Origin of the sequence: Pseudomonas sp. (assembly GCF_030147005.1) — a bacterium.
Lineage (GTDB): Bacteria > Pseudomonadota > Gammaproteobacteria > Pseudomonadales > Pseudomonadaceae > Aquipseudomonas.
Genome location: NZ_JASLAW010000165.1, coordinates 77436 through 98916 on the forward strand (window position 1 = coordinate 77436; position 21481 = coordinate 98916).

General features: G+C 60.9%; 19 protein-coding genes. 6 read left to right on the top strand and 13 right to left on the bottom strand.

Annotated features, from left to right (window positions below; translation table 11 throughout):
- The first annotated feature begins 8 nt into the window (after window positions 1-8).
- Both Q1V60_RS15260 and Q1V60_RS15265 read left to right on the top strand, forming a co-directional pair.
- Entirely contained in the window at window positions 9-1136 is a 1128-nt protein-coding gene (locus Q1V60_RS15260; protein ID WP_300631771.1) for an acyl-CoA dehydrogenase, read from the top strand.
- 11 nt (window positions 1137-1147) lie between these two features.
- Window positions 1148-1921 (top strand): enoyl-CoA hydratase, encoded by a 774-nt coding sequence (locus Q1V60_RS15265; RefSeq protein ID WP_300631773.1) that lies wholly within the window; start codon window positions 1148-1150, stop codon window positions 1919-1921.
- Window positions 1922-1996: 75 nt separating this feature from the next.
- Here Q1V60_RS15265 and Q1V60_RS15270 read toward each other — a convergent pair whose 3' ends face one another.
- The 12 genes from Q1V60_RS15270 to arnC all read right to left on the bottom strand — a co-directional run bounded on the left by Q1V60_RS15270 (window position 1997) and on the right by arnC (window position 15047).
- Window positions 1997-3148: an acyl-CoA dehydrogenase family protein gene (locus tag Q1V60_RS15270; RefSeq protein ID WP_300631775.1), complete on the bottom strand. Its 1152-nt coding sequence runs from the start codon at window positions 3146-3148 to the stop codon at window positions 1997-1999.
- Window positions 3149-3151: 3 nt separating this feature from the next.
- Window positions 3152-4255, bottom strand: coding sequence for an enoyl-CoA hydratase/isomerase family protein (locus Q1V60_RS15275; RefSeq protein WP_300631776.1), 1104 nt, complete (start codon window positions 4253-4255; stop codon window positions 3152-3154).
- A 131-nt stretch (window positions 4256-4386) separates the two neighbouring features.
- Entirely contained in the window at window positions 4387-5100 is a 714-nt protein-coding gene (locus tag Q1V60_RS15280; RefSeq protein ID WP_300631777.1) for an HPP family protein, read from the bottom strand.
- Window positions 5101-5256: 156 nt separating this feature from the next.
- A complete protein-coding gene (locus Q1V60_RS15285) occupies window positions 5257-5445 on the bottom strand; it encodes a hypothetical protein (protein ID WP_300631822.1) in 189 nt (62 codons plus the stop codon).
- 287 nt (window positions 5446-5732) lie between these two features.
- Window positions 5733-7355 carry a phospholipid carrier-dependent glycosyltransferase gene (locus Q1V60_RS15290; RefSeq protein WP_300631778.1) on the bottom strand — a complete coding sequence of 541 codons (1623 nt, stop codon included), beginning with the start codon at window positions 7353-7355 and terminating at the stop codon, window positions 5733-5735.
- Window positions 7356-7358: 3 nt separating this feature from the next.
- Window positions 7359-8738: a UDP-glucose/GDP-mannose dehydrogenase family protein gene (locus tag Q1V60_RS15295; RefSeq protein ID WP_300631779.1), complete on the bottom strand. Its 1380-nt coding sequence runs from the start codon at window positions 8736-8738 to the stop codon at window positions 7359-7361.
- On the bottom strand, window positions 8735-9148 hold the full coding sequence (gene arnF / locus Q1V60_RS15300; protein ID WP_300631781.1) for a 4-amino-4-deoxy-L-arabinose-phosphoundecaprenol flippase subunit ArnF: 414 nt from the start codon (window positions 9146-9148) through the stop codon (window positions 8735-8737). The genes Q1V60_RS15295 and arnF overlap by 4 nt, the downstream gene beginning before the upstream one ends.
- Entirely contained in the window at window positions 9145-9492 is a 348-nt protein-coding gene (arnE, locus tag Q1V60_RS15305) for a 4-amino-4-deoxy-L-arabinose-phosphoundecaprenol flippase subunit ArnE (protein ID WP_300631783.1), read from the bottom strand. The genes arnF and arnE overlap by 4 nt, the downstream gene beginning before the upstream one ends.
- Window positions 9489-11144 (bottom strand): lipid IV(A) 4-amino-4-deoxy-L-arabinosyltransferase, encoded by a 1656-nt coding sequence (gene arnT, locus Q1V60_RS15310; RefSeq protein WP_300631785.1) that lies wholly within the window; start codon window positions 11142-11144, stop codon window positions 9489-9491. The genes arnE and arnT overlap by 4 nt, the downstream gene beginning before the upstream one ends.
- Window positions 11141-12025 (bottom strand): 4-deoxy-4-formamido-L-arabinose-phosphoundecaprenol deformylase, encoded by an 885-nt coding sequence (arnD, locus tag Q1V60_RS15315; protein WP_300631787.1) that lies wholly within the window; start codon window positions 12023-12025, stop codon window positions 11141-11143. The genes arnT and arnD overlap by 4 nt, the downstream gene beginning before the upstream one ends.
- Window positions 12025-14016 carry a bifunctional UDP-4-amino-4-deoxy-L-arabinose formyltransferase/UDP-glucuronic acid oxidase ArnA gene (gene arnA, locus Q1V60_RS15320; protein ID WP_300631789.1) on the bottom strand — a complete coding sequence of 664 codons (1992 nt, stop codon included), beginning with the start codon at window positions 14014-14016 and terminating at the stop codon, window positions 12025-12027. Before arnA ends, arnD begins: the two co-directional genes overlap by 1 nt.
- Window positions 14013-15047 carry an undecaprenyl-phosphate 4-deoxy-4-formamido-L-arabinose transferase gene (gene arnC, locus Q1V60_RS15325; protein WP_300631791.1) on the bottom strand — a complete coding sequence of 345 codons (1035 nt, stop codon included), beginning with the start codon at window positions 15045-15047 and terminating at the stop codon, window positions 14013-14015. Before arnC ends, arnA begins: the two co-directional genes overlap by 4 nt.
- A 413-nt stretch (window positions 15048-15460) precedes the next feature.
- Here arnC and Q1V60_RS15330 point away from each other — a divergent pair, with 413 nt between their 5' ends.
- Together Q1V60_RS15330 and Q1V60_RS15335 are read left to right on the top strand one after the other, a co-directional pair.
- Window positions 15461-16273, top strand: coding sequence for a M949_RS01915 family surface polysaccharide biosynthesis protein (locus Q1V60_RS15330; RefSeq protein WP_300631793.1), 813 nt, complete (start codon window positions 15461-15463; stop codon window positions 16271-16273).
- Window positions 16274-16381: 108 nt separating this feature from the next.
- On the top strand, window positions 16382-17296 hold the full coding sequence (locus Q1V60_RS15335; RefSeq protein ID WP_300631795.1) for a tyrosine-type recombinase/integrase: 915 nt from the start codon (window positions 16382-16384) through the stop codon (window positions 17294-17296).
- Window positions 17297-17310: 14 nt separating this feature from the next.
- On the opposite strand, the gene Q1V60_RS15340 is transcribed toward Q1V60_RS15335, so the two are convergent.
- Window positions 17311-18507, bottom strand: a complete 1197-nt coding sequence (locus Q1V60_RS15340) for a multidrug effflux MFS transporter (protein WP_300631797.1) — start codon at window positions 18505-18507, stop codon at window positions 17311-17313.
- A 157-nt stretch (window positions 18508-18664) separates the two neighbouring features.
- Between Q1V60_RS15340 and Q1V60_RS15345 the strand changes: the two genes are divergently transcribed.
- Both Q1V60_RS15345 and rbsK read left to right on the top strand, forming a co-directional pair.
- Window positions 18665-20278: a HAMP domain-containing methyl-accepting chemotaxis protein gene (locus Q1V60_RS15345; protein ID WP_300631799.1), complete on the top strand. Its 1614-nt coding sequence runs from the start codon at window positions 18665-18667 to the stop codon at window positions 20276-20278.
- Window positions 20279-20549: 271 nt separating this feature from the next.
- Window positions 20550-21470, top strand: a complete 921-nt coding sequence (rbsK, locus tag Q1V60_RS15350) for a ribokinase (RefSeq protein ID WP_300631801.1) — start codon at window positions 20550-20552, stop codon at window positions 21468-21470.
- Window positions 21471-21481 lie beyond the last annotated feature (11 nt).

Here is a 21481-nt window from a genome sequence, read left to right on the forward strand (position 1 = left end):
GACTGACCATGCTGCCCAATGACGAACACCTGCAAATCAGCGACGCGGCCCGGCAGTTTGCCCAGGAACGTTTGAAACCGTTCGCCGCCGAATGGGACCGCGACCATCGCTTTCCCAAGGAGGCCATCGGTGAGATGGCCGAGCTGGGCTTTTTCGGCATGTTGGTGCCGGAACAATGGGATGGCTGCGACACCGGTTACCTGGCCTACGCCATGGCCCTGGAAGAAATCGCCGCCGGCGATGGGGCCTGCTCCACCATCATGAGCGTGCACAACTCGGTGGGCTGCGTGCCGATCCTCACATTCGGCAATGATCAGCAGAAAGAACAGTTCCTCAAGCCCCTGGCCCGGGGCGCGATGCTCGGCGCTTTTGCGCTGACCGAACCCCAGGCCGGTTCCGACGCCAGCAGCCTTAAAACCCGCGCACGCCTTGAAGGTGATCATTACGTGCTGAACGGCTGTAAACAGTTCATCACCTCCGGGCGAAACGCCGGCGTCGTGATTGTGTTTGCGGTCACTGACCCGGCGGCGGGCAAGCGCGGCATCAGTGCGTTTATCGTCCCCACCGACTCGCCGGGCTACACCGTCGCGCGCGTCGAAGACAAGCTGGGGCAACACGCGTCGGATACCTGCCAAATCCTGTTTGAAGACCTGAAAGTACCGGTTGCCAACCGTTTGGGCGAGGAGGGCGAGGGCTACAGGATCGCCCTGGCCAACCTTGAAGGCGGGCGCGTGGGCATTGCCGCGCAATCGGTGGGCATGGCGCGCGCGGCCTTCGAAGCGGCCCGCGACTACGCCCGCGAACGTGAAAGCTTCGGCAAGGCCCTGATCGAACACCAGGCCGTCGCCTTTCGCCTGGCGGACATGGCCACGCAAATTGCCGTCGCCCGGCAAATGGTGCATTACGCGGCAGCCCTGCGCGACAGCGGCAAACCGGCCTTGGTCGAAGCGTCCATGGCCAAGCTGTTCGCCTCGGAGATGGCCGAGAAAGTCTGCTCGGCCGCCTTGCAAACCCTGGGCGGTTACGGTTACCTGAGCGACTTCCCGTTGGAGCGGATCTACCGCGATGTGCGGGTCTGCCAGATTTACGAAGGCACCAGCGATATCCAGCGCATGGTCATCTCACGCAATCTTTAAGGAGCCGATACATGAGTTACGAAACCCTTTTGCTCGAAGTCCAGGGCCGCGTCGGGCTGATTACCCTCAACCGCCCGCAGGCGCTGAACGCCTTGAACGCCCAACTGGTCAGCGAGTTGAACCAGGCGCTGGATGGTCTGGAAGCCGACCCACAGATCGGCTGCATCGTGCTGACCGGCTCGAAGAAAGCATTCGCCGCCGGCGCTGACATCAAGGAAATGGCCGAGCTGAGCTACCCGCAGATCTACCTGGACGACCTGTTCAGCGACAGCGACCGCGTGGCCAACCGCCGCAAGCCGATCATTGCCGCAGTGAACGGTTTTGCCCTCGGTGGCGGCTGTGAACTGGCCTTGATGTGCGACTTTATCCTGGCCGGTGACAGCGCCAAGTTCGGCCAGCCGGAGATCAACCTCGGCGTCCTGCCTGGCATGGGCGGCACTCAGCGCCTGACGCGTGCGGTGGGCAAGGCCAAGGCCATGGAAATGTGCCTGACCGGGCGTTTTATCGACGCGGTAGAAGCCGAACGCTGCGGGATCGTTGCGCGTATCGTGCCTGCCGACGAACTGCTGGACGAGGCGTTGAAAGTTGCCACCCTGATCGCCGGCAAATCGGTGCCGATCAGCATGATGGTCAAGGAAAGCGTCAACCGCGCGTTTGAAGTGAGCCTGTCCGAAGGCGTACGTTTCGAGCGCCGTGTGTTCCATGCCGCGTTCGCGACCCAGGATCAGAAGGAAGGGATGGCAGCGTTCGTGGCCAAGCGAGCGCCGGCGTTTAAGGATAAGTAAAAGCTGCACGCTGCAAGTTTCAAGTAACAGACGGTGCGCCTTTACTTGAAGCTTGCAGCTGACTGCTTGCAGCGGTTACAGCTGATAGTTTTTCAGTTCCCTGGCAATCACCAGCCGCTGGATCTCGCTGGTGCCCTCGTAGATCTGCGTGATCCGCGCATCCCGGTAGTAACGCTCCACCGGATAGTCTTCCAGGTACCCATACCCGCCATGAATCTGCATTGCCTTTGAGCAAACCTTTTCGGCCATCTCCGACGCGAACAACTTGGCCTGGGAGGCTTCCGACAGGCACGGCTTGCCAGCGCTGCGCAGGCGCGCCGCGTGCAGGATCAGCAGGCGTGCGGCGTTCAGTTGGGTTTGCATATCGGCCAGCAGATTGGCCACGCTCTGGTGTTCGATGATTGCTTTGTCGAACTGCACCCGATCACGGGCATAGGCCAGCGCCGCTTCAAAGGCGGCACGCGCGATGCCCAGGGCCTGAGCGGCAATACCGATGCGCCCACCCTCCAGGTTGGACAGGGCGATGGCCAGGCCTTTGCCGCGCTCGCCGAGCAGGTTGGCTTCAGGTACCGCGCATTGGTTGAAGGTGACGGCGCAGGTGTCCGACGCCCGAATGCCCATCTTGTGTTCGGTGCGATCGACCACAAAGCCTGGGGTGTCAGTGGGTACCAGGAACGCCGAAATGCCTTTTTTGCCCAGCTCCGGGTCGGTCACGGCAAACACAATGGCCAACTGGGCGCGCTTGCCATTGCTGACAAACTGCTTGGCACCGTTGATGACCCACTGACCGTTGCGCAACTCGGCACGGGTGCGCAGGTTGTGGGCTTCGGAGCCGGCCTGGGGCTCGGTGAGGCAGAAACAGCCGATGGCCTGGCCGCTGGCGAGGGCGGCCAGCCAGGTTTGCTTCTGCGCTTGTGTGCCGTAGTTGAGGACCGGGCCGCAACCCACTGAATTATGGATACTCATCAATGCGCCTGTGGCACCGTCGCCTGCGGAAATTTCCTCCACGGCCAGGGCGTAGGCCACGTAATCCACGTACGTACCGCCCCATTCTTCCGGTACAACCATGCCAAGCAGGCCCAGTTCGCCCATCTTGGCCACCAGCGCGTCGTCGATCCAGCCGCCCTTTTCCCAAGCCTGGGCATGAGGCGCGATTTCACCACGGGCAAAGTCACGCGCCATGTCGCGGATCATTACTTGTTCTTCTGTGTATTCAAGATCTTGCATGGCTTATTTCTCAATCTGCACGAAGTCGCGGAAGAAGCTTTCGATGTGGTCGGCGTCCAGCCCTTGCAGGGTGGGCGGATTCCACTGCGGGTTTTTATCCTTATCAATGATCAGCGCGCGAACGCCTTCGATCAGGTCGCCGCGAGCGAACCATTGCCGATCCAAGTGCAGCTCCAGGGCAAAGCACTGCTCCAGCGGCAGGTGGCGCCCACGGCGCAGCATGTGCAGCGTGACGGCCATGGCCAGGGGCGAGCGGGTTTGCATCAGGTTGGCGGTGGTCAGGGCCCATTCGTGGCTGTCGGCAACGGTGACTTGCTGCATCTGCTCGACGATGCTCGGCACGTCCGGCAAGGCGAAGAAATGGTCGATGGCCGGGCGCAAGGCTGCCAGCGGGGCATCGGGCAATTGCTGTACGGCCAGCTTGGCGAGCACGCCTTGCAGGTCCTTGAGCGGAGAGTCGCGCCACTGCAGGTTATCGAGAGTGTGCGCAAGCTCCGTCAGTTTGCCGCTGTCCAGGTACCAATCCGCCAAGCCGCAGTACAGGGCATCCGCTGCACGGATCTGCACCCCGGTAACGCCAAGGTAAATCCCCAGCTCCCCAGGGATGCGCGGCAGAAAGTAGCTGCCACCCACGTCCGGAAAATACCCGATGGCCACTTCCGGCATCGCCAGGCGGCTGCGCTCGGTCACCACGCGCAGGTCGGCGCCTTGCACCAGGCCCATGCCGCCGCCGAGGACGAAGCCGTCCATCAATGCCAATACGGGTTTGGGGTAATGATGAATTGCCAGATCAAGTGCATATTCCTCGACGAAGAAGTCTTCATGCAAGGTGTCGCCACGCTTGAAACTGTCATACAACGAACGGATATCGCCGCCGGCGCAAAAGGCCTTGTCGCCGGCACCGCGCAGCGCAATGGCGTATACCTGCGGGTCATCGGCCCAGGCCTGCAACTGCGTCTTCATCAGACGCACCATGTCCAGGGTGATGGCATTCAAACCGGCGGGGCGGTTAAGGGTCAGGTAACCGATATGGTTACGCACCTCACTCAGTACTTCCTGTTGCTGAATATCGGTGTGGCTTGCTTCGGAGGATACCTGAGCAGTCATCACTAACTCCCTGCTTTTATTATTCTTTGTCAAAATGTTCAGAGGCGAACGATCGCGTGATCGTACCAGTGCAAATTTGCCGCGTACAACCCGGAATCATGCAGGTCGTTGTTGCATTTATGCAGAGCCCGTCAAACCACGCGGCTGGCCAGGACCTCGCCGATGCTGCGGCGTCGCGCATGGCCTTCGGCTGCATGAATCAGCTGCTCCAACGCCGTGGGCTCGACGTCGAAGAACTGCTCCATATCGGCCAGTGCCAGCTTGAGGTCGGCCGCGGTGATGGCGGGGTCGGTCACCGGTGCGCTGCCGATCACCACCGGCACCGGCGCCGGTTCGCCAAGCCCCTTGGGATAACGGGTGCGGGTGGCGTTGTTATAGGCCAACGCGCAGGTCAGCAGGGCACCGGCGCCGAGCATGACCGGTGCCAGCTCGTGCCAGCCGAGGGCGATGGAGGCCGGGTCGGCCAATACCAGGGTCATGGCCAGGCCTCCGGCCGGCGGGTGCAGGCAGCGTAGCCAGCAGATCAGCACCACCGTCATGCCCGCCGCCAGGCAAGCGCTGCCCAGGGTGCGTCCCAATACCCGCGCCACCAGCAATGCAACTATGCCCGCGCACAGGTAACTGCCCATGATCGACCACGGTTGCGCCAGTGCGCCCGATGACACGGCGAATAACAACACCGCCGACGCCCCCAGTGGCCCGAGCAGATGCAGGGCGACTTCCATGCCAAACACTTGGGCACACACCCAGACACTGAGCATTGTGCCTAGAGCCATGCCGATGGCGGCGCGGCTCCATTCAGAGGGGCGGGTATTGATGGCAGCAGGTAACCAGCGAGCGAGCATTGAAAAGAGGTCCTGAAACGGAGGGCGAAAAAAAGGCCTGCCTGGTTTCCCGGGAAAGCCCTTTGAAAGTTCCAACATTGGGGGAAGGAACGCGTGCAGTGTGCCAACTGAGTTGCAGCGACGCCAATGCATATTAATGAAGGTTAAATGCAGAAATTATGTATTTAATGGGACTTCGCCAAAAAATATCTGACCGGCGCTCTGGCATTCCGGCGTGCTGATCTTGCCCAGTACACGACTGTCGACTTCCTCGTTGAACAAGCGTTTTTGCAAATTCTCCTGCATGCCCGGCTCGTTGGCCAATGGCCCCTTCAACGCCACCAATGCGTCGCGTAACCCCCTCAACCGATCCAGCCTCGGCGCAGCTACAGGTAATCCATTTTCTCGCACGGCATTGCCCTCCTTGTTGTTATGCAGGGTCGCTAACCAGAGCTGTTTAAACAGACCCTGATACGGGTGGTAAATAAATAATGCACTTGGCAAGCGAGTCTACATTTGGGTTAAAGGCGCCGGAAGGCACAGAGGACCGGCCCTTACGTAAAGGGCTGTAGGTATTTTCTGGGTAATTCAAATGAAAAACGCCCACTGTTTACAAGTGGGCGTTTTTTCTTACGTGTTTGCTGGAAACACCATCAAGGAGGCGGGGTTTTCTCCAGATGCAGCAACACATAAGGGGTCTTGTCGAACGCCCCGGTGAGCGTTGGCGTGAGCGAACGCAAGCGCGGGTCAGGCAGGCTTTCGAAGTCGGCCTGGCTCATCACCAGCCAGGCCGGGGCCTGAACAGGCTTGAGCTCGGCGGGCAGTTGGGTAAACAGCGGGACCTTGTCGCAATCGAAGTTGACCATGAACTTGATGGCCTTGGCGTCTTTGCCTAACGCATGCAGTACCAACGGCGCCGGTTGTTGCAGGATCTGCGCTTTGGCCGCCAGGGTGAACGTGCGGGTGTCGTATAGGCTGCGCTCCAGGGGTTCGACCACCATGATGTAAGTCATCCAGATCGCTACCACCGCGACGAAGGCCGGGCCCACCGAGTTTAGTCGAGCCTTGAACAGGGCCAGCAGCGCCAGCCCTTGAAGCAGCGCCAGCGCGCCGAAGATCGGCCCCAGATCGGCCAGCAGGTCCGGGTAACGCCGTCGCGCAGCAATCAGGCCCACCGCCAACAGCGCCGGTAGCAGCGTCCACAAACCCCGTATCAAGCCGCGCAACCCGCTGAATAGACGGCCTTGGGCGACCTGAAACGGATACGCGGCGATGATTGCGGCCATCGGCAGCATCGGCAGGATATAACGCGCCTTTTTTGCCTGAGGCACCGACAAGCCCAGCATCACCAGCGCACCCGCCGCCGCGCAGTACAGCACCAGCTTCAATGCCGGGTCCGGCGCTCGGCGGCCGCCGACCAGCACGGCCAGCAACACCAGCAGCGCCACCGGGTAGGCCAGCGCGTAGTTACCGATGGAGCTGGTGAAGTAATACAGCACGCCGCCGGAGCCTTCACTGCCATCCATGCGCCCCAGAAACTGCATGCGAACCACGTCATGCATAAAATCTTCGCCACCGCTGAGCTTGGCCAGCAGCAACAACAGGCCGATACACGCCGCCAGCAATGCCAACGCCAGCAGCCCGAAGCTGAACAACGAACGCCATTGACGGCTGACCAGGTAGTAGCTGCACAGCACCCCGGCAGGAATGACCAGACCGATCGGCCCGCGAATCGCAAAGCCGAGTATCAGCAGCGCAAATACCCAATGCAGGCGCTTGGCCGCGGAGAAATGATCATAGGCATAACCCAGGTAGAACACCGCCAGGGTCACCGCTGCCAGCATCTGGTCCAGGGAGACGGCGCGGGTTTCGCTGATAAAGGTACTGCTGAGCAGCAACATTGCGATGCTCAGCAGGCCCCAGCGCACGGAGTAGGGCGCGGTGAGCCGATAGACCAACACCACGATTGACGCCGCCGCGACAGCGCTGGGCAACCAGGCCGTGAGGCTGGTGACCTGGCCCAATGGCAAGGACAACAGCCAGGTCAGCAGGGTCGATGTGGCCAGGTAGTCAGCATAGGGCTGGCCGTATGTGGTGGGAAAGAAGCTCGGCCCATGGCGCAGCATCTCCTGGGCGAACACCACGAAGCGCGAGTCGAAGCCGATAATCGCCTGGTGCCAGTTGCCGGCGATGAACAGCAGCAGTGCCAAGAGCCCCAAACCCAGTGACTGTAAACGGATCGTTGGACTGAGCAGGGGCGGAAGCGCTTTGTTCACCTATCAGCCTGCCTTGGCCTGTTGCACCCAGTTTTGCTGGGGGATCGGCAGCTCGCAGGAGTCACCGCGACCGATCGGGAAGTATTTAAAGCCTTTGCGCGTCAGGCGTTCGCCGTCGTACAGGTTGCGGCCGTCAAAGATCACCGGGGTTTTCAGACGCTGGTGGATCAGGTCGAAGTCCGGCGCCTTGAATTGCTGCCACTCGGTGCAGACGATCAGCGCATCGGCGCCGCCCAGGGTGGATTCCGGAGTGCCCATCAGCATCAACCTAGGGTCGTCGCCATAGATGCGCTGGGTTTCCTGCATGGCTTCGGGGTCGAACGCGCGTACGTTGGCGCCGGCGGCCCAGAGTGCTTCCATCAGTACGCGGCTCGGCGCGTCACGCATGTCGTCGGTATTGGGTTTGAAGGCCAGGCCCCACAAGGCGAACGTCTTGCCGCGCAGGTCGCCTTTGAAAAACGCATTGATGCGCTCGAACAGTTTGCTTTTTTGACGCTGGTTGATCGCTTCCACCGCTTCCAGCAGGTCGCTGGAGCAGTTGGCTTGCTTGGCGCTGTGGATCAGCGCGCGCATGTCTTTGGGGAAGCATGAGCCGCCATAGCCACAACCCGGATAAATGAAGTGGTAGCCGATACGCGAGTCGGCGCCAATCCCCAGGCGTACGGCTTCGATGTCGGCGCCCAGGTGTTCGGCCAGCTCGGCGATCTGATTGATAAAGCTGATCTTAGTGGCGAGCATGCAGTTGGCGGCGTACTTGGTCAGTTCGGCGCTGCGCACGTCCATGAAGATGATGCGGTCATGGTTGCGGTTGAACGGCGCGTACAGGTCGCGCATCACTTCGCGCACTTCTTCGCGTTCGCAGCCGATGATGATGCGGTCCGGACGGCGGCAGTCGGCCACGGCCGAGCCTTCCTTGAGAAATTCCGGGTTGGAGACGATATCGAACTGCAGCTCACGGCCGGCGGCGCGCAGGTTCTTGTGCATGTGGTCGCGCAGGGTGTCGCCGGTGCCCACGGGCACGGTGGACTTCTCCACCAGGATCACCGGCGCCACGCGATGGCGGGCGACCGCATCGCCTACCGACAGCACATATTTGAGATCGGCCGAACCGTCCTCGTCCGACGGCGTGCCCACCGCGATGAACAACACTTCACCATGCTCGACGGCCAGTTTTTCGTCGTGGGTGAAATGCAGGCGTCCGCTTTCCAGGTTTTCCTTGACCATGGTCGCCAGGCCCGGCTCGAAGATGGTCACATGCCCCTTCTGCAGCGACTCGACTTTGCGTTGGTCAACGTCCATGCAAATAACATCGTGACCGACTTCGGCTAATACGGTGGCCTGTACCAGACCGACGTAACCACTACCAAATACACTGATTTTCATGGGGTATTCCTGGGACTTGAGGTGCTAGCACGACGAGAGTTGATAACCAGTACTCCGAGGACGACCAAGGCCACCCCCAGGGTTTTTGAAAACGAAAAGTGTTCGTTGAACACCGGCAGGCAGGCGGCCAGCAGGTACACCAGCGCATAGCTGATGCTGAGCAGCGAGTAAGCGCGCCCGAGGGGCAAATGCTTCAGCGCGCCGAGCCAGCAAAGCATGGACAGCGCATAGGCAATGATCGCCACGGCCACCACGCCCAGGGCGCTCAGGTCGATGCTGCCGGCGTTCAAGGCGCTCAGCCACTCATCGGGCAGCGGCAGACGCGTCATGCTCCAGCGCATGCCCAGTTGGGCCGCGCTGACCAGGCCGACACTGCCCAGGGCCAGGGCGAAACCGCGCATCCGGCTCATACCTGGCGCCCCAGCAGAACAACACCTGCAATGACCAGCAGCACGCCCAACCAGTGACGCCCATCAATCGGTTCAGCAAAGACAAAGCGCGCCACCAGCGTGACCAATACAAAGTTGAGGCTGAGCATGGGGTAGGCAATGCCCACTTCCAGGCGCTGCAACACCAGCAGCCACACCAGCAAGCCCAGGCCCAGGCACATCAGCGCCGACCACAACCACGGCGAGCGCAGCTTCAGCGCCCAGCCGGCGGGCAATTCGCGCCAGCTTTCCACGGCAAATTTCTGCGAAACCTGGCCCATGCAGGTGAGCAGGCAGGCCGTGAGTAATAGGAGCAGGGTGATCATTGCGCGACCTGCGGGAAAATCAGGATCACGATGTTGCCCTGCGCATACCGCTTGCCGTCCGGGGGCAGCAGTGCGAGTTCTTCCTTTTCGCCTTGGCTATTGACCCGCATCACAACGCCCACGGCACCGCTGAGGCGGGTTTGCGCCATCCAGGCCTGGATTTGGTTGCGGTCGACCAGACGATGGGCGGTATCTGCGTAAGCCAGGCCGTATTTCACCTCGCCGGACGTGTTGTACAGGGTGATGTCGGGCCGTTTCAGTCGCCATGACAGCGCCGCCGATGCGCCCAGGTCGTTGCTCAACAGAGCAATGGAGGGCTTGAGTTCTTCGGCATGATCGATGATGAACTGGTCCGGAGTTTTGTTATAAACCACCGAATGGGGCAGGGCGGCGGGCAGCAGGGTGACCAGCAAACCGCTGCCGATCAGCGGAGCGGCCCACGCTTTCAACGGGCGTGCCGCTTGCAGCAGATTGGCCAGTATCCAGCCGAACAAGCAGGTAAATACCAGCACCAGACTGAGAGTTTCCTCGCCGGGTTCGTACACAGGCTTTTTCAACTGGAACCCGATGAGTGCCAACAGGACGAGCGCGCCGATCGCCACGTTCAGCCAACCGTTGATGCGCATTACACGGCCACGGCCCTGAGCGAGCTTGTCACTCAGGGTCGAGCCCATCAACAATGCCAGAGGCAACAGGCACGGCATGATGTACGAGGGCAGTTTGCCTTTGGCCAGGCTGAAAAATGCCAGCGGCATCAGCAGCCACAGCAGCAGGAACGCGGTTTTCGGCAGGCGCTTGTCCAGCCACGCCTGCTTGAGGCTGGACGGCAACAGGGCCACCCAGGGCAGCGCGAACGCCACCAGCAGCGGCAGGTAATACCAGAACGGCTCGGCGTGCTGGGCGTCTTCACCGGCGAAGCGCTGGATATGCTCATGCCAGAAGAAGAAGTGCCAGTAATCCGGTTCCTGCAGGTGCACGGACAATGCCCAGGGCAGGCTGACCAGGACCGCCGCAGCCACTGCCACAGGGCCGAACTTGAACACTTCGACCGAACGTTTCTGCCAGAGGGCATAGGGCAGGGCGATCAACACCGGCAGCAACCACGCCAGGAACCCTTTGGTCATGAACCCCATGCCGCAGGCCAGGCCCAGCAAGGCCCAGGACCACAACCGAGCACGCTGCGTGCGGCTGTCGAAGCAGAACCACAACGCGACGCCTGTCAGGTTGACCCAGAAGGTGAACTGGGGGTCCAGGTTGGCATAGCCGCCGAGCATCGCCACGCTGACGAAACTCATGTACAGCACGCTGCTGACCAGGCTCTTGCGTGGGTCGTTCCACAACCGGCGGGACATCAGGTAAACCAGCAGAATGCTCAAGCCGGTGCTCAAGGCCGAAGCAAAGCGCACGCCGAACAGGTTCTGGCCGAAAATCGCCTGGCCCAGCGCGATCATCCAGTAGCCCGCTGCGGGTTTTTCGAAGTAGCGAATGCCCATGAAGTGCGGCGAGGCCCACTTGCCGGTCAGCAGCATTTCCTGGCTGATTTGCGCGTAACGGGTTTCATCGGGAATCCACAGGCCGTGAGTTGCCAGCGGTAACAGATAAAACACGCCAAACGCCAACAGGAGCAGGGGCAATGCCCAGCGGCGGATCATGCTTGCTGCACTCCGAGCCAACCTTCGCGGCCGTCCAATGCGCCGCGCACCAGCTGTTGCTGGGGCAGGGTGGCCACGTCGGCGGGCAACAGGTCGCCCAGGGGGTTGAAATCAATGCCGCGCTTGCCTGCCTGGGCGAGCAATTGGCGAAAATCATTGGCCATCAGAATCCCTTCGACTTCTGCGTGGATCGTGTAGACGTTGAGCTTCGACGCGCTAAACCGATCAAGGATGAAAGCGTTGTAGTCTTTGGCAGCCACTACCGGGCCGACGACTTCGTCGAAGGTCGGCAGGTCTACCGGAATTTGTGGGGTGCCCGCGCTGCCATCGGCCAGGGTCGGTCGAAACAGGCTGGTGCCCCGGCAATCACTGTTGTAGCGAAAGTTAAAGGCTTGTTTGGCTTGCACCACGCGTTCGTCGGCACGCCAACCGGCAGCCGCTGAACAGTCGATACGTTCACCGAGGATGTCGCTGAGGGTGTCTACGCCGCGTCGGATCTGCTCCACCAGCTGCACGTCGCTCCAGCGCCCGGTATTCGCCTGCCAGCCGTGGTGATCCCACGCGTGCAGGCCGACTTCATGCCCTGCGGCCTTGGCCTGGCGCATCAAGTGCCCCAGGTCGCGGCCAATCGGCTTGCCCGGCCAGGCGGTGCCGGCCAACAAGATGTCCCAGCCATACAGGCCGGCAGCATTGGAACGCAGCATTTTCCACAGAAACTGCGGGCGGATCAGGCGCCACAAGTGGCGCCCCATGTTGTCCGGCCCGACGCTGAAGAAAAACGTCGCCTTGACCCCGGCTTCGTCCAGGGACTCGAGCAGCCGCGGCACACCATCACGGGTGCCACGGTAGGTGTCGACGTCGATGCGAAGGCCTGCCTTCATTACTTTTTGTCCGCGATTTCAAGCATTGCTTCACGCAGGAAGAAATCCAGCGTGTTACCGATGGTCTCGCTCATCTCAACGGTCGGCTCCCAGTTCAGCAGGCGCTTGGCGTTTTCGATGCTCGGCTTGCGGTGCGCCACGTCCTGGTAACCGGTGCCGTAGAACGCCTTGCTCTCTACGTCGCGGAAACCCGCGAACGGCGGGAAGTTGTGGCGCAACGGGTGAGCTTCGAACTGACGCAGCAGCTCTTCGCCCAACTGGCGGATGCTGGCTTCGTTTTCAGGGTTGCCGATGTTGATGATCTGGCCGTCGCAGACGCCCTTGTCGTTATCGATGATGCGCGCCAGGGCTTCGATGCCGTCGGCGATGTCGGTGAAGCAACGCTTTTGCTCGCCGCCGTCGAACAAGCGGATCGGCGTGCCTTCCACCAGGTTGAGGATCAACTGGGTGATTGCACGGGAGCTGCCGATACGCGCCGAGTCCAGGCGGTCCAGGCGCGGGCCCATCCAGTTGAACGGACGGAACAGGGTGAATTTCAGGCCCTTGTCGCCGTAGGCCCAGATCACGCGGTCGAGCAGTTGCTTGGACACCGAGTAGATCCAGCGTTGCTTGTTGACCGGGCCCACCACCAGGTTGGAGGTGTCTTCGTCGAAGTACTGGTCCTGGCACATGCCATAGACTTCGGAGGTCGACGGGAAGATCACGCGCTTGTTGTACTTGACGCAGTAGCGCACCAGCTTGAGGTTTTCTTCGAAATCCAGCTCGAACACGCGCAGCGGGTTGCGGGTGTATTCGATCGGCGTGGCGATGGCCACCAGCGGCAGCACCACGTCGCACTTCTTGATGTGGTACTCGATCCACTCGGTGTGAATGCTGATATCGCCTTCCACATAATGGAAGTTGGGGTGGCTGCGCAGGCGCTCGATGGCGTCGGAGCCGATGTCCAGGCCGTAGACCTCGTAGCGGTCGTCGCGCAGCAGGCGTTCGGACAGGTGGTTACCGATAAAGCCGTTCACCCCCAGGATGAGTACGCGGGTACGGCGTGGCGTGCGGCCCGACTCGGCGCCGCGCAGCACGGAGCCATCCACCAGGCCCAGTTCATCGGCCAGGGAAGGGCCCGCCAGGTACAGGCCGTTGTCGTTGCGCTGGCCGAACTTGACCACCAGAGAGCCTTCGCCACAGGCGATGCGCAGCGGGTTGACGCTGATCACGCGGCCGGGCGCCAGGCCTTCGTTGCCCTTGACCACGTCCGCCTGCCAAACGATGAGCTTGTGCTCGCCCACGGCGCAAAAGGCGCCAGGGTAAGGCTGAGTCACGGCACGGACCAGGTTGAACAGTTCCTCGGCGGGCTTTTTCCAGTCGATCTTGCCATCGGCGGCGGTACGGCGGCCGAAGCAGGTAGCCTGGCTTTCATCCTGGGCGGTTTCAGCCAGCTTGCCCTGGGCCAGTTGCGGCAGGGCGTCGCGCAGCAGGGTGCTGGCGGCATCACGAAGTTTGGCGTGCAGGCTCAGGCCGGTGTCGCTGCGCTCGATATTGACTTTTTGTTGAGCCAGGATCGCGCCGGCGTCGGCACGCTTGACCATGCGGTGCAGGGTCACGCCGGTCTCGGTTTCACCGTTGACCAGCACCCAGTTGGCTGGCGCGCGGCCACGGTATTTGGGCAGCAGCGAACCATGCAGGTTGAATGCGCCTTGGCGGGCGATGGCCAGCAGGGGTTCGCTCAGCAGGTTGCGGTAGTAGAACGAAAAGATGAAATCCGGGTTCAGCTTGGCGATGCGCTCGACCCACAGCGGGTGATTGGCGTCTTCCGGGGCGTGCACCGGAATACCGTTGCGGGCGCACAACTGAGCGACGGAGCCGTAGAAGTTGTTCTCCTTGGGGTCATCGGCATGAGTGAACACTGCAGCGATTTCGTAACCCGCGCCGAGCAGGGCTTCAATGCCTGCACAGCCAATATCGTGGTAGGCGAATACAACGGCTTTTGAACTCATGACTGGACCTGATCGGAAGAAGAAGTAGAAGTATGGGAAGACACCAGGCCATCAACGACGACCACGGGAGCCGGTGCTGCCGGTTGGTTGCGCAGCACTTTTTCAATAAAGAAACGCGGGCGGGCGCGTACATCGCTGTACATGCGGCCCAGGTACTCGCCCAGCAGGCCCATGCCGATGAACTGGCCACCGGTGAACACGAACAGCACGGCAAACAGCACGAACAGGCCGTCGCCCGCCCAATCGGCACCGAAGACCAGGCGCATGACGATCAGCGCAAAGGCAAACAGCACACCCAGCGCCGCCAGGCTGAAACCGACGATGGACAGCAGGCGCAACGGCGTGGTGGTCATGCAGGTGAGCAGGTCGAACATCAAGCTGATCAGGCGCATGGCGCTGTATTTGGATTCGCCGTGTTCACGCTCGGCGTGGTGCACCAGAATTTCCGTGGTGTGACGGGCGAAGCCGTTGGCCAGGATCGGGATAAAAGTGCTGCGCTCGCGGCAGGCAAGCATGGCGTCGACGATGGTGCGGCGGTAGGCGCGCAGCATGCAGCCGTAATCGGTCATGGCCACGCCGGTGGAACGCTGCACGGCCAGGTTGATCAGACGCGAAGGCCAGCGGCGGAATGCGGAATCCTGGCGATTGTTACGCACCGTGGCGACCACGTCGTAGCCCAACGCAGCTTGCTCCACCAGGCGCGGGATTTCTTCCGGAGGGTTTTGCAGGTCGGCGTCGAGGGTAATTACCACCTCGCCCCGGCACTGTTCGAAACCGGCCATGATTGCGGCATGCTGGCCATAGTTACGGTTGAGAATCACCGCCACCACGTTACTGCCATCTTCAGCGGCGGCGTCTTCCAGCAATTGCGCCGAATTGTCGCGGCTACCGTCATCCACCAGGATAATTTCGTATTCGTAGGCCAACTGGTTGCAGGCTTCGGTGGTGCGACGCAGCAATTCGGGCAGGCTCTCTTGTTCGTTGTAGACCGGGATAACGATCGATACGCAATGAATAGGATAGGGTTTCAAAGATTCATGACCTCAGGCTGGAGCAACTTGGAGCGCGAAAACTGCAGCGATTATTGGGCAAAATTACAGCCCGCAGATGACAAAGCGGCGCTAAAGATAAAGCGTAATCAATAGCTTAGTCGACAAACCCCGGATTGCTCTGAAGTGTTGCATACAAGGTTAAGCGTAAAAATGTTCAACGAATATGAAAGGCGGATGAAAAACTCGTTTATTTGACAGGTAGACAGCTAGGGTTCAGCTATGTCGCCAAGGTGTTAAAACCTGTGATTTTCCACCGAAATAGGGCCCGGCCGCCGGACGTTTGGTTCACTTGATCAGCACGCGCGCCGGCCCCCATGCAGGTATTCAACAAACTTCTCTGCATTGCCCTTCAAGTGCCGGTAAAGTAAGCCATCTCTTGCCAGGGTACTCGGATGAATAGCGTGCAGCTTTTACGCGGCCAGTTGCGGCCGGTGTTGATGGGGTTGTTGGTGTGTGTTGCCTGTGTCACAGCGGCGCAAGCCGATGAGGGCGTGGCCCTGGCCAGCATCGACCAGGTACCCGATGGCATCGAAGTACGCGGCAAGCAGATCGCCGCTTATACCTGGGACGACCGCCAAGGCAAGAACCTGCTGGTGCTGGCCGAACAGGTCAGCGAGCGGGACGACGATGGCACCCAGTCGGCCTTTGTCTATGCGGCCCAGTATCTGCTGGCAGGCGAACATCCCAAACGCGTGTGGATGCTGTACGACGACGTGCGCCAGTGCGAATTCGACGCCGGGCTGCACTTTGACACGGCGGCCACTCAGGTCACCGACCTGCTGGGGGATGGCAATACCCAGGCGACTGTCGGCTACTCGCGCACCTGTACCAGCGATGTCAGCCCAAATGAATTCAAGTTGATCATGCATGTGGGCAAGTCAGAGAAGTATCGCCTGCGCGGCGTCGACCGTTACGGCGCCGCCTGGTGGGACGAGGACGCGGGCGCCCTGCGGGGCATGCCGTTGCCGACCGATTGCAGCGTTGCCGCGCAACAGGCGTTGGTCAGCCAGTACAAGGAGCAGGGCACGGAGCTGCCGCTGCCAGGCTGCTACCGTGACGAAAAGGATTTTGCCGGCGCGCCGGACAGCTACCTGACGTTTATGCGCCGACATTGGTTTACGCTGATGCAAAAACAGGACGCCGATTGGAGCCAGTCCCAGAGCCAACCTCAACAGCCCACGGAGGAAGAAGGCGCGGCGCCGTGATTTGATGGCAGGGCCGCTACTGCGATAGACTCGGCCCTCGCCAATTCAATAAATATCGCGATTAATCAACGGATTACTTAAGATATTTAATCCAAAGGCTGATCTACCTTGAATGAGTCCATCCGCAACCCGCTGACCCTCTACCTCACCCGCCTTGCGCCCTCCAGCCAACTGACCATGCGTTATGTGCTGCAGGACGCTGCCGACCGCCTGGGCTTCGAAGACGTCAACCTCGAAGACATCGACTGGCACCTGCTGCAACCCGAACAAGTGATTGCCCTGGTCGCCGCGCTGCGCGAGGACGGCTATGCGCCGAACACCTCATCGCTGTATGTGAATGCCGTGCGCGGCGTAATGAATGAAGCGTGGCGACTGAGCCTGATCAGCCAGGAGCATCTGTTGAAGATGCGTTCGGTCAAGGCTGCGTCCGGTACGCGTCTGGGGCAGGGACGTAACCTGCGCCGTACGTTGATCCGCGAAATGATGGACGTCTGCGCCGCCGACCCTCGCCCTCAAGGCCTGCGCGATGCCGCTGTCATCGGCATCCTGTACGGCTCGGGCATGCGCAAGTCGGAGTCGGTCAACCTTGACCTGGCGCAGATCGATTTTGAGCAACGCAGCTTGCGCGTGATCGGCAAAGGCAACAAGGAACTGATCAAGTACGCACCGGAATGGGCATTCGCCAAGCTGCAGGCATGGCTGGACTATCGTCGCGAACACCTTAAGGAAGGCGAGCAGGACGACACATTCCTGTTCAACCGCATTCGCCGCGGTAGCCATATCACTCGGGAACGCATCACCAAGCACGCGATTTACTACATCGCTCGCCAGCGCGGCGACCAGGTGGGGGTGAAGATCATGCCCCATGACTTCCGCCGCTCGTTCATCACGCGGGTGATCGAGGAGCATGACCTGTCGATTGCGCAAAAGCTGGCCCACCACACCAATATCCAGACCACCGCCAGCTATGACGTGCGTGACGACAACGAGCGGCGGCGGGCGGTGGATCGGTTTGACTTGTAGGCGTTACGCGATGATCAGGCGTTCGCCAGGTGCGGTGGCAAGCGGCGCAGCGTCCACAGCACCGTGAGCATGGCAGCGGCCGCGCACAGCGCGATGCCTACCAGCATCGGCGCGGGCGTATGGTCGGCGAACAGCCCCACGAGCGTCATGGCCACAGCGGCGGTGACCATCTGAATTGCGCCAAGCAGGGCAGACGCAGAACCTGCCACCGCACCGTGATCTTCCAGCGACAACACGCCGGCGGCCGGTAACAACAGGCCGAGAAAGCCGAAGCCGATAAACAGCAGGGTCATCATCAAGGCCAGGTGATTGCCCCACAGCGTAGTGGCCGCCAGCAACGCCATCACGGCTGCCACGGCAATCACCGACCAGCGAATCAGCGCCGGCAGGCCAAAGCGGGCGCTCAGGCGCGCCGTCAGCTGGCTCATGGCAAAAAACGAGGCCGCATTCAGTGCGAAGCACAGGCTGAATTGCGTCGGCGTCAGGCCGAAGTATTCGATGTACACGAAGGGCGCGCTGCCGATAAACACGAAGAACGTGGCGATGCCGAAACCGCACACCACCGACAACCCGGTGAACACCGGGTCGCGGAGGAGGGCGCCGTAGCTGCCGATTGCGTTGCCCAGGGTCTTGCCCAGTCGACGCTCTGCCGGGTGGGTTTCCGGCAATTGCACGATCGTCATCACCAGGCACAGCAGCGCCACCACCGCCAATGCCGCAAACACTTCACGCCAGCTCCAGATCGAAATCACCAGGCTGCCGGCCAATGGCGCAAGGATCGGGGAGACGCTCATCACCAGCATCAACAACGCCATCAAACGCGCGGCTTCATGGCCGGTGTACAGGTCGCGGACAATCGCCCGTGGAATTACCATTCCGGCGCAGGCCCCAAATGCCTGCACCGCGCGAAAGCCAATCAGCACCTCGATCGTCGGCGCTAATGCACAACCAATGCTACCGACGGTAAAGATCACCAACCCCACATAAATCGGCAATTTACGTCCGAATACATCGCTGATCGGGCCGTAGAACAGCTGGCACACGCCGATGATCATGAAAAACACCGTCAGGCTCATCTGCACGGCGGCCGGCGAAGCGTGAAGACTGGCGCCAAGGGTTGGCAACGCTGGCAAATAGCTGTCGATGGCAAACGGGCCGACGGCGGTGATCAAGCCCAGCAGCAGGGCGAGGTGGGCGATGCTTCGAGGCATTGGCAGGTCCGGGCAGAGCAAAAGACGCTCAGCTTAAGGGATTCGCGCAGATCCGCAAACTTAGGCTTCACTAACGGGTACCGGTGCCGATAACGGTACTAATGACGCGCTCGAACGGTTGGTTTCCCAACCGGCGGTCCAGGTACGGGGATACTAGATGACGATCAAACTACGCTTGATGCTGTTGATTGCGACCGGGCTGCTCACCGCGTTGATCATGAGCCTGGCCGGCTACCTGGGAAACACCCGTATGGGCGCCGCGGTGCAGGACAATGAAGTAAGCATGACGGTGCTGCGCAATCATATGGAAGCCGACATGATGCACGACGCCCTGCGTGCCGATGTGTTGTCCGCCATGCTGGTTGGGCTGGGCAAAAGCACGAGCACCCAGGCTGAGGTCAATACTTCACTCAAAGAACATGCCGAACATTTTCGTCAGGTAGTGGCCGATAACTTCAATCTGCCAGTGGACGATGAAATCAAGGCCAGCCTGGAAAAAATCAAACCCAGCCTGGACACTTATATCAGCGCCGGGGAGCGCATCGTCGCGCTGGCCTTGACCAACCCCGACGCGGCGCGCGGGGAGCTGGAGACTTTCAATGCGGCGTTCCGTCAGTTGGAGAACCAAATGGCCGCGCTGAGTGAACGGATCGAAAGCCATACCCTGCACACCAGCACCGGCACTCGGCATGCCATCAGCAATGCCAACTGGATCCTGGGTGTGGTACTGGGCGCCAGCCTTTTGCTGCTGTTGGCACAAGGACGCTGGGTGATCCTGAGCATCATGGGGCCATTGCGCAGCGCCAGCCGCATCGCCGACAGCATCGCCCGTGGCAACTTGAGCGAGCCGATTGTCGAGCCCCGCAACCAGGACGAAGCCAGCACGCTGATTCGCAGCCTGGCCACCATGCAGCGGGATTTACGCAGCATGATCGACGTAGTGCGCAGCAATGCCCAGGGCGTCAATACCGTGAGCGAACGACTGAGCCGGGGCTGCCATGAAGTGGCGGGCAGCAGTCAACAGCAAAGCGCGGCCGCGAGTACCATGGCCGCCGCCGCAAGTGAAATGACCTCCAGTATCGAAGAAATCACACGCCATGCCGGACATGCGCTGGACATGGCCAACCAGGCTGAAACCCTGGCCAAGGACGGCGGCCGCATCATTCATCAAGTGGTCAGCGACATGGACGGCATCGCACGCTCGGCCCAACAATCGGCCCAGGTGATTCGCGCGCTGGACAAAGAGTCCGAGGCCATTTACAGCATTATCCAAGTGATCAAAGGCATCGCCGACCAGACCAACTTACTGGCTCTGAACGCCGCCATCGAAGCCGCCCGCGCCGGTGAGCAGGGCCGTGGTTTCGCGGTAGTTGCCGATGAAGTGCGCAGCCTGGCCGGACGCACCAGCGCCTCGACCCAGGAAATCGCCAGCATGGTCGGGCGTATCCAGCAGAACACTCGGGAAGCGGTGACCAGCATGGAGGAGGGCGTCGCTCAAGTGGATAAGGGCATGGCCGTCACGGCAGAAGTGGAGCGCGCGATCCGCGAGATCCTCCAGGCCACGCTCAACACCACGGAGCTGGTCAATGATATTTCCCGCACCATCAGCGAACAAAGCCTGGCCAGCAACGAGATTGCCCATCAAGTGGAGATGATCGCCGGTATGTCGCAAAGCAATAGCCGCGTCATCGGTGAAACAGCCGCGACCACCGATGAGCTGGCCGGCCTGGCCGGGAAGTTGTCGCAGTCGGTGGATCGGTTCAGCGTGTAACCCTGTTGATCAACAGCCGGCCCCTGAGGCCGGTTTTTTTTGTCCGCTGCATGGAGAACCGGTAAACCCATCCGGCAACGGCTCAAGGTCACGGCTCGACCCATGTTGCCTGGACGCCCTCTGTGTGAGCGCGTCCTTATGCGCCTGCCCATTCGCGGGTCTCATTGATCCGATCCCACAAAAAAAGATTGAATATTCACACCTAATGTTATTTAAATAACAAAACAAGAGCGGCACGCTTTGCCTCGTGCCGTAACAAGGTGGAATAGCAATGAGCAAGATCGCAGTCATCGGCAGCAATATGGTTGATCTGATTACCTACATCGACCGCATGCCGGCCCAGGGCGAGACCCTCGAAGCGCCGGGTTTTGCGCTCGGTTGCGGCGGCAAGGGGGCCAACCAGGCCGTCGCGGCCGCCAAGTTAGGGGCTGATGTCCTGATGCTGAGCAAGGTCGGCGACGACATGTTTGCCGACAACACGGTGGCCAACTTCCAACGCTTTGGCATCGACACCCGTTACGTGCAGCGCGTGCCGGGTGTTTCCAGTGGCGTCGCGCCGATCTTCGTGCGAACTGACTCGCACAACAGCATATTGATCGTCAAAGGCGCCAATGCGCATCTGTCGCCGGCGGACATCGATGCCGCTGCAGCCGACCTGCGTGAGTGCACGCTGATCGTGCTGCAGTTGGAGATCAACGTGGAGACGGTCTACCACGCCATCGAATTCGCTCACCGACACGCTATCGCGGTGCTGCTCAACCCGGCACCGGCGCTGACCGGGTTGAGCGCCGAGCATTTGGCGCGCCTGGACTTTCTGATCCCCAACGAATCGGAACTGGCGCTGATCACCGGTCACGTCGTGAACTCGCCGGCCTCGGCCCGGGCCGCCGCGCGCAGCCTGGTCACCAGCGGTATTCGCCACGTGATCGTCACCCTTGGCGAACACGGTGCGTTGTACGTGGGCGAAGAGGGCGAATTCCATGTGCCCGGCGTACAGGTGGTGGCCCGTGATACCACGGGGGCCGGCGATGCCTTTATCGGATGCTTCATTCACCACTGGAACCGCGACGGCCATATCCGCCAGGCCGTTGAACAGGCGGTGGCGTATTCCGCGTGCTCGGTCATGGCACTGGGTACGCAAACGTCTTATCCCGACCACGAAACGCTCACGCGCTTCCAGCAACAGCAGTAACACCCCACCCA

Excerpts from the sequence above, each read along its gene's own strand:
- Q1V60_RS15260 (WP_300631771.1), top strand. The coding sequence starts at position 9 with ATGCTGCCCAATGACGAACACCTGCAAATCAGCGACGCGGCCCGGCAG.
- Q1V60_RS15265 (WP_300631773.1), top strand. The coding sequence starts at position 1,148 with ATGAGTTACGAAACCCTTTTGCTCGAAGTCCAGGGCCGCGTCGGGCTG.
- Q1V60_RS15270 (WP_300631775.1), bottom strand. The coding sequence starts at position 3,148 with ATGCAAGATCTTGAATACACAGAAGAACAAGTAATGATCCGCGACATG.
- Q1V60_RS15275 (WP_300631776.1), bottom strand. The coding sequence starts at position 4,255 with ATGACTGCTCAGGTATCCTCCGAAGCAAGCCACACCGATATTCAGCAA.
- Q1V60_RS15280 (WP_300631777.1), bottom strand. The coding sequence starts at position 5,100 with ATGCTCGCTCGCTGGTTACCTGCTGCCATCAATACCCGCCCCTCTGAA.
- Q1V60_RS15295 (WP_300631779.1), bottom strand. The coding sequence starts at position 8,738 with ATGAAAATCAGTGTATTTGGTAGTGGTTACGTCGGTCTGGTACAGGCC.
- arnF (WP_300631781.1), bottom strand. The coding sequence starts at position 9,148 with ATGAGCCGGATGCGCGGTTTCGCCCTGGCCCTGGGCAGTGTCGGCCTG.
- arnE (WP_300631783.1), bottom strand. The coding sequence starts at position 9,492 with ATGATCACCCTGCTCCTATTACTCACGGCCTGCCTGCTCACCTGCATG.
- arnT (WP_300631785.1), bottom strand. The coding sequence starts at position 11,144 with ATGATCCGCCGCTGGGCATTGCCCCTGCTCCTGTTGGCGTTTGGCGTG.
- arnD (WP_300631787.1), bottom strand. The coding sequence starts at position 12,025 with ATGAAGGCAGGCCTTCGCATCGACGTCGACACCTACCGTGGCACCCGT.
- arnA (WP_300631789.1), bottom strand. The coding sequence starts at position 14,016 with ATGAGTTCAAAAGCCGTTGTATTCGCCTACCACGATATTGGCTGTGCA.
- Q1V60_RS15330 (WP_300631793.1), top strand. The coding sequence starts at position 15,461 with ATGAATAGCGTGCAGCTTTTACGCGGCCAGTTGCGGCCGGTGTTGATG.
- Q1V60_RS15340 (WP_300631797.1), bottom strand. The coding sequence starts at position 18,507 with ATGCCTCGAAGCATCGCCCACCTCGCCCTGCTGCTGGGCTTGATCACC.
- Q1V60_RS15345 (WP_300631799.1), top strand. The coding sequence starts at position 18,665 with ATGACGATCAAACTACGCTTGATGCTGTTGATTGCGACCGGGCTGCTC.
- rbsK (WP_300631801.1), top strand. The coding sequence starts at position 20,550 with ATGAGCAAGATCGCAGTCATCGGCAGCAATATGGTTGATCTGATTACC.